This is a genomic window from Novosphingobium sp. FG90, assembly GCF_057808725.1.
Map to the genome: position 1 here is coordinate 1 of NZ_JBMDIO010000070.1, position 7,054 is coordinate 7,054.

At 60.9% G+C, this 7,054-nt stretch carries 6 protein-coding genes; 3 read left to right on the forward strand and 3 right to left on the reverse strand.

Annotated features, from left to right (window positions below; all coding sequences use genetic code 11):
- Positions 1 to 254: 254 nt before the first annotated feature.
- Entirely contained in the window at positions 255 to 989 is a 735-nt protein-coding gene (locus ACODRZ_RS26105; protein WP_488973110.1) for a hypothetical protein, read from the forward strand.
- A 14-nt stretch (positions 990 to 1,003) separates the two neighbouring features.
- Here ACODRZ_RS26105 and ACODRZ_RS26110 read toward each other — a convergent pair whose 3' ends face one another.
- On the reverse strand, positions 1,004 to 1,768 hold the full coding sequence (locus ACODRZ_RS26110; RefSeq protein WP_488973111.1) for a hypothetical protein: 765 nt from the start codon (positions 1,766 to 1,768) through the stop codon (positions 1,004 to 1,006).
- Between the two features lie 148 nt (positions 1,769 to 1,916).
- Between ACODRZ_RS26110 and ACODRZ_RS26115 the strand changes: the two genes are divergently transcribed.
- Positions 1,917 to 2,786: a hypothetical protein gene (locus ACODRZ_RS26115; RefSeq protein ID WP_488973112.1), complete on the forward strand. Its 870-nt coding sequence runs from the start codon at positions 1,917 to 1,919 to the stop codon at positions 2,784 to 2,786.
- A 105-nt stretch (positions 2,787 to 2,891) separates the two neighbouring features.
- Here ACODRZ_RS26115 and ACODRZ_RS26120 read toward each other — a convergent pair whose 3' ends face one another.
- Both ACODRZ_RS26120 and ACODRZ_RS26125 read right to left on the reverse strand, forming a co-directional pair.
- Positions 2,892 to 4,106 (reverse strand): restriction endonuclease, encoded by a 1,215-nt coding sequence (locus ACODRZ_RS26120; protein WP_036529982.1) that lies wholly within the window; start codon positions 4,104 to 4,106, stop codon positions 2,892 to 2,894.
- 33 nt (positions 4,107 to 4,139) lie between these two features.
- Entirely contained in the window at positions 4,140 to 6,266 is a 2,127-nt protein-coding gene (locus ACODRZ_RS26125) for a hypothetical protein (protein WP_488973113.1), read from the reverse strand.
- A gap of 620 nt (positions 6,267 to 6,886) precedes the next feature.
- Between ACODRZ_RS26125 and ACODRZ_RS26130 the strand changes: the two genes are divergently transcribed.
- The gene (locus ACODRZ_RS26130; RefSeq protein WP_488973114.1) at positions 6,887 to 7,030 is read left to right on the forward strand and encodes a hypothetical protein; all 144 of its coding nucleotides are present in this window, start codon (positions 6,887 to 6,889) and stop codon (positions 7,028 to 7,030) included.
- The last annotated feature ends 24 nt before the right edge of the window (positions 7,031 to 7,054 follow it).

Consider the following 7,054-nt stretch of genomic DNA (forward strand, 5'->3'; position numbering starts at 1 on the left):
CGCGGGTTCCTGCATGGGAGGCTTTCGTACGCAAGCGCCCGAAACCCTTCACCTTATCAGTCGTTGGGAGTCGATTTTTCGTTGCCCAGGTGCAGACGGACCGCTTTCCCCTTTTCGGCACCCCAAAATGGACGAGATAGTCGCGAAGCAGACATTCTAGGTATCCTCGCGGTCCGCCATGCTCATCTCCCGATCCCTGCGCCGTGCCAGGCCTATGTGTTTGAAGTGCGCCCGCCCGCTCCTAAATTCCTGCGATGACCGCACCGGACCCGACCTACAACCTCTCCGCCTTCGCCGACCGCCTCTTCGCCGAGAAGCGGCTCATCCCGCTCGCGAACCAGATTCGGCGCGCGCGCGACCTCCATTCGCTCTCGACCGATCTCGTGATGGCGATGGAGAGCATCGATGCGCTGGAGGCGGAGCTGACCGTTCCGGCCGATCCCGACGACCACCGCAAGCTCATCACCGAGTCCGCGCTGCTCAACAACGCGCTCGTGCTCTACGTCCGCGCGACCAAGACAGAGTCGAAGGAACGAGGCGGCTTCGATCTGCGAACCCGCTTCGGCGACGAGGAGAAGATCGTCCACAAGGAGCTGAGCGATCTGCGCGACAGCGCGATCGCCCATTTCGGCTCCGGCGGAAGCTACGGCGGCGAATGGCAGGCCGAACTCGTCATCCTCCAGTTCAGCGGAGCGGAAGCGAAGATCGGCGTGGTGACCAGGCGGCAGACCGTGGATCGAAACCTCGTCCGGCGCGCCCGTCAGCAGATCGAGACCGCGTTGAACCTAATGCGTGCGGTCTACTACGAGAAGCTCGCCGCGATCACCGCCTCGATCGAGGCGGAGGCCGCCGCCGACGCGAAGTTCTCGGAAGAGATCCACCGCCACCCGCTCAACCTGGACCTCTTCATGAAGTCGGCCGACGCCGCCGATGCCGCGCGCGGATCGTTCGACTCGGGCTACGCGATGGGCAGCGTGAGCCACCGCTAGCCCAAGTGTCCGGGTCAGGCGGACTCGGACGCGCCGTCGGAAGCGGCAAGCGTCTCGCGACGAGCTTCGGCGAGACGCTGGTGGAAGGTGGGGTGCTGGATGCGCAGGAGCAGGCCGATCATCCAGTTGAAGCTGATCCCGAACTCGTATCGGAGGGCCCCATGCGTCAACGATGACGCGAAGCCGTTGGCCAGCCCGGTGCGCTTCGAGAACGTGGCGCCGAGGCCGCCGTGCCCGGCAAACTCCGGATCGCCGGTGTGGTCGAACCAGAACTGGAACCGGCCGTCCGCCCCCATGCGGACGCTCACGAGGTTCGCGTCGCTGCGCCCTATCGCGAATTCCACAAGAGCCGTGAAGCGCGGACCGCCCACTTCCGCGATGTGGCAGGCCAGAACCTTCGCGAGATACCGGAAGACGTTCAGGTAGGGCGCGCCCCCTACGGCGTAGCGCGGATCATCGAACGCAGTTGCGGGATCAGCGCCCTGCGCGAGCAACTCCCGCGCTGCCTCGTCGAAGCGCGCGAACTCGACATCTGCGCCCTGCGTCCTCGTCGAGTTGCAGACGACGCAGACCCTCGACTGAAAGTGGAAAGCCTTCGACTTGGAGCTCTGCGCCCGACGAGGACGCGCCCCTTCGTCGAACGTGCCGATCATCATCGGCTCGCCCGAGAACAGGGCCCTGATCGTCGACGCCTTGACCTTGTGCTCGCCCGTCAGGTCCTCAACCGAGCCGCACAGACAGCATCGGGCGGGATCGTGCGGCGCAAAGACTTCGGCCATTTCCTTCTCCTTCGCGCTAGAGATGGGGATTCGCGTTAGAGTTAGGAACTCAGCCGTGGACGGCTGTTTCCTCAATCGATAGCAATTTTTCCTTCAGCACCTTTACTCGGACCACCTCAGCTCTGATCGTCTATGCTATTGGAGCTAAATGATCGACCTGCGTGACAGCATCTCCACCATCCGAGCACAACTCGAAGAAGGTTTCCCGCGCAACCTGACCTATGCCGCGCTGGAGTGCAGGCTTGCCCTGGAGCGGATCTGTTATGAACGGTTGCGCGCCATGCATGACTATATCTCGCATGACGAGATTCGCTGGCAGCCGGCTCGGGTGATCAAGATACTTACCGAGGGCGTCGATCCCCATGTGGCTGACACCTACACGCTTTCGATGAGCCGCCTTCCATTACCTGATGGCCTCGAACCGACACGCGAAGACTACGAGGCGCAGGAATATATCGAGATCGGCACTCAGGTCGGCTTCAAGGCGAGTTATGTCCAGAAGCTCTGGAACGCCCTCTCCAACGTGGCGCTGCATGCCAACTTGCCGGTCAACAAGGCGGATCAGGTCAAGCCATATGGTGACGCCACCAAAATCAGAAAGCAGGTCGAAGTGGCGCTAGCCGAGATCGAGCGCATTGCATCCGGCACAATGATCTCCACGGGGCTTGGTAAAGAGGTCAAGTTCGAGTGCCTGTGCGGCGCGACCAACAAGCGCCGGATGCGATGCCTTCCAGAGCGCAAGATCGTCAGCTGCATTAATCCGGAATGCGCCGAGACATGGGATGTTGAGATCAGGGACGGCGAATATGAGTTCGCCAGACGGGGCCACCACCTAGATTGCCTGTGCGGAACGACGCACTTTGTGACCTCCGCCTCGATCGAGAAAATGGCCAAACACGAGTGGGGCACCATTCCCTGCGACTGTGGCGGGAAGCTGCTGCTCCGCTGGTCCTTGAACTATGCGAAAATGCCACCTGAGTCAGAACTGACAGCGCCGGGCGAACCTGTGGAGGGATAAGGGCCGTCCGGAGATATATGCTGAAATCCGTCATCCGGGTCGCGTAAACCTTCCGGTCGTTTTGTTATATAAACGACGTGCGGGAATCGAACGGCCTTGGCCGTCTCAATCGCAGAGGTCGAAGTAGGCTGGCGCCCCGTTCCAAGGCGAAAACAGGTTGCTACCCGTCCAGTAGCTGACTTCGCCGTTGCGAACGGATCGTTTCGCCCGGAAGACCGTGTCGGCCGTCAATCGATCGAGACAGGCAGGGCCGATGTCGGGGACTTCCAGGCCCCTCTGGCCATAGCCATCGTCCGATATCGTTCGAGCGGGGATGGCCATCAGCAGTGCCGCGTGCTTGGTCTCCTTCAGCACCATCGCGAACTGGTTCATGATCATCGAGTAGCCTGTGTTCGCGTGAACGATGCGGGGATCGTGTGCCACTAGGTCCTGGATCAAACGCGAGACCGCTTCAGGCGCGATCAGCTTGGATTTGTCGCGGATGATCCCGTCACTCGCGTTCCGGCACCAGTCCCGCACATGCTCGGACGTCGCGAGCGTCATCGGAATTTTGGTTCTGCTGGCGAATCTTCGTGCTGACGGCAGATAGTCAGAGGTCGTGACGAAGATGCTTCTATGCGCTGCCTCCACATCGGCGACACCGTGAAGTGCCGCTACGGCGGAGAGGTCGATCTTGTTCTTCGGCGCGTAGTGCTTGGCCTGGACGAGGGTCAGTATGTCGCCGAGCGGATCGCGCTGCAGGATCCGAATGTCGACGCCACCGTCGTTAGTGCCTGGGCCGAGTTCACAGCTGAACCCCTGGCTTTGGAAGATCCTGAAGAGAAGTATCTCATACTCTCTCCAAGTTAGGCGCTCGAGATCGGCCGGACGCTTCGCGAAATGCGAGTACAGCTCCTCGTGGACGTCGGCCACGTCCTGCTGAACGAGGCTGCAGACCCACTGCCAGTTCGCCTGGTCGAGGAACGGCTGGAGCAGCGGGCTTTCGTCTCGCGGATATATGTGTGCGCTGACAGCATCGTTTCGCTCATACCAGAAGCCTTGGCGCTCGAGCAGTTCGTGGAATTCCAAGTCGAGGCCATCAAATTCGCCGTCGAGCGCTCGGCCCAGGTCGCCGTCGAAGTGGAGGATCGTGACGACGGGCGTGATTCCGGGTTCTCCGTCAACCCGTTCCGCGTAGGACTGGAAGCCGCAGTCTAACCAGAGTTCGTGCCGGGTGGCCCACTCTTGGACCGAGCGCTGGAGATTTGCGACCACGGCGTCGAGCTCCCCGTCGGACGGCGGTCGCGGCACGCCGGTTTCGTCGGCGTCCCCCGGCTTCATAGATCACATAGCCTGTTGGAAGTGGACGACATGCTACTTCTTCGAGAAGTCAATCTGCAGCTTCTCTCGGTACACCCCGATCCGCTTGCTGGCCCGATCCACGATGTCCTCATAGAGCAGGGTCTCGGCATACAGCTCGCCCAGCATGCGTCCGGTGTCCGGATCTTCCAGAGCGCTAGTGTGGAAGAAGCTGCGGCCGGACGCGAACTTCTTCCAGCCGATCATTCCCAGCGGATCGAGCGTGTCTCCGACCAGATAGCCGTAGAATTTCTTCAGGCGTCCGTTCGACTTCGCTGCAAGCAGGTGCGCGTAGCGGGACAGGTCGCCGATGTGCTCGTCCAATGGAACGCCCGGCGCCTTGAATTCTATGATGATCGCCGAGTCCTCCTCTCCGAAGATCGCGATGTCGGGTCGCTTGGCGGAATGATCCTTGGTCCGGCGGCGCAGGGTCTCCTCCAATTCGGCGTCGATAGTCGGATGGAACAGCTTCCCTCCGTCGTCCCATTCGATCTGGGAGAGCGGCTTATCGGACGCGATGTAGTCGTAGTACTGATACTCTTCGCTCAGGAGCCAGATGTCGTGATCGGTCGTCTCACGGCTGTCCTTCCGCATCGGGAAGAAGATGCTGTGGATGATCTGCTCGTCTTTGCGACGCTGGCCGTCTTCGACGGCCTGCACGGCGAGGCCGCGTCCGCAGGCGAGCTTTAGAACTTCGACGATCGCTGCCCGACGGACGACGAGCTGGGAAAGGTTCGCCATGTCGAAAGTCTTGAGGTACGAGGTGTACTTCCACGACAGCTCGTTGATCTTTTGGCGGAAGTCGGCAGTGTGCGGCTCAGCCGTCTCGATCTCCGCGCGCAGGTCGAAGATCTCGGCGGTATCGGCGACGATACGTTCCTGGTACTTCTTCAGCACGCGCTCGGCGACGGACTTGGCGGTGTCGCCGTAGATGACCCGCGTGTCGGTGTCGGTGAGCATCGCCTGAATTACGCCGAACTTGTCAGCCACGTCCTTGATGACGTCGTCCTTGCTCCAGCCGGAGGGACTGACCATCTCCGCGATGATGGGGTCGATCTGTTCGTAGATGTCGGCGAATGAGACGGTAGCGTCGGTGAAGAGGTCGTAGACCGGCAGCTCGTCGGGAATCTCGTGGAATCCATCGCGCTGTTCGTTGACGCGCCGGTCGAGGAGGTCGGCCTCGATCAGCACGATGTGGTGGAAGCCTTCGACCGGGCGGTTCTGCTCGGCGACCGTCTTCAGGTATCTCTTAGTTATGTCGAGCACCGGCGAAGATCTGGCGCAGAATGAGATCGCGTTGCGTGGAAGGTCGTAGGTCTGGGCGTCAAGCCGGTAGTGGGAGAGGGAGAAGGTCTGCGTCATACCCAACGGCTCGCCGGACTTGGGATCGCGTTCGGCGACCGCGGTCGATCTGACCACCGTGACATCCGGCAGATCCGCCGCTGTCAGGCTGCTCCGTTCGACGTCACCATTGGAATTTCGGGTCTCAAACGCGATCGCGAAGTCGCCCAAACGCGACTTGAGGCTCACAAGGCGCTGCAGAAACGCAATCAGCATATTGCGGCGCATGTTTGCCGCCGAGAAGACGTCGGCCAAGGCTTCGATCCGGAAGAGCTTTGCCCGGGTCGCGTCCCTGAGGCCCTCGAGCCTGATCGCGGTGCCTATCTGGCGTTCGTCGCCGTTGGTGCTGATGAAGTCGGCGATGTCGATCTTCTTGCGTGCGAGGTCGGGCACGAGTGTGCGTGTGACGACCCCCGTCTCGTTGCGAAACGTGCTCTGCACCCCCACGCGCTCGAAGTGGTGGAAGTACTGAATGCGACCCGAACCCTTGCACTTGCCGATCCCGGCGATGGCGAGGTCGTCCTTGTACGACGTGTCCTTTGTTACGAACGCGTCGGCCTGATCGTTACCGAAGCCGCAGCCATTGTCAGTGCAAGTGATCGATATATCTGTGCCATCGCCAAACAGACCAGACGAAGTGATGTCGGCCTCGATTGAGATCGCAAGACTCCGTGTCCCTGGATCGGTGTGCTGCCGGATTAGGAAAGCGTCGATCGAGTTCGAGATGAGTTCTTCGAGGACGACGTATCTGTCGGAACTTATCTTGGTGTTCTTCAGACTTCCACGAATATCGAGCGTCATTTTGAATCCGTCGGAAAGCTGTCTTTATTGAGGCAGTCTTGCGTGCGCGAATGGCCCGAAGTCAAGTGCCTTGGGAGCCGGCGGCGGCTCCCAAGGTCGGTCTCATAGATCAGTCGCGGGTCCCCCAAGGGAGCCTCGTGCGGGGGATCCGGGTCAGCGCCCGGGGAACATCTCGTTCGGCTCGTCTACCGGCTCCGCGTTTGCGGCAACGGGCGAAGGCAACCGTTCCGGCGCAGGGCGTGGAACGGCTCGAATTGGTCGGAAGAGCATGCCGCGGAGGATGGTGCCGTGAAGATCCGCGGCACACGTCATCCCCACCGCGGCCATGTCCGGTCAGTTACCCCTGTACCTTCACAGCGCACGCCCGATCATATGGCGAAAAAAGCATGAGGGCCATCGATAGCATCGTCTCGTCCCCCATACTGCTTTTCACCAGTGCATGCCCAGCCACCGACAGGCCAATTGTGGTAAGTGGCATCGGCGAAACGCCGCAGGGCATTTTCTTCCCCACGCCAAGATGTGACTTGGATTCAGCTCGATACCGCGTCTAAATGCCACTTATGGGGGCATGGTCTAAACTATCGCAATTCTTCGACCGGAGCGAGCCGATGCGCGCTCCGATGGACGATCCGTTCATCCAGATCGACCGGGCGGAGGTGTCGGCGGCACTGAAACTCAAGGAGCGAGGCGCCGAGCAGGGAACGCTCGAACTTCCGCCTTCATCGTCGGAAACCCTAGCCTGTTTTATTCACGAAGGCGGGTGATAGGGTTGGCGGGAGTGGCGTAAG

Bases quoted from the DNA above. Each gene is read 5' to 3' on its own strand.
- ACODRZ_RS26105 (WP_488973110.1), top strand. From the start codon at position 255: ATGACCGCACCGGACCCGACCTACAACCTCTCCGCCTTCGCCGACCGC.
- ACODRZ_RS26110 (WP_488973111.1), bottom strand. From the start codon at position 1,768: ATGGCCGAAGTCTTTGCGCCGCACGATCCCGCCCGATGCTGTCTGTGC.
- ACODRZ_RS26115 (WP_488973112.1), top strand. From the start codon at position 1,917: ATGATCGACCTGCGTGACAGCATCTCCACCATCCGAGCACAACTCGAA.
- ACODRZ_RS26120 (WP_036529982.1), bottom strand. From the start codon at position 4,106: ATGAAGCCGGGGGACGCCGACGAAACCGGCGTGCCGCGACCGCCGTCC.
- ACODRZ_RS26125 (WP_488973113.1), bottom strand. From the start codon at position 6,266: ATGACGCTCGATATTCGTGGAAGTCTGAAGAACACCAAGATAAGTTCC.
- ACODRZ_RS26130 (WP_488973114.1), top strand. From the start codon at position 6,887: ATGGACGATCCGTTCATCCAGATCGACCGGGCGGAGGTGTCGGCGGCA.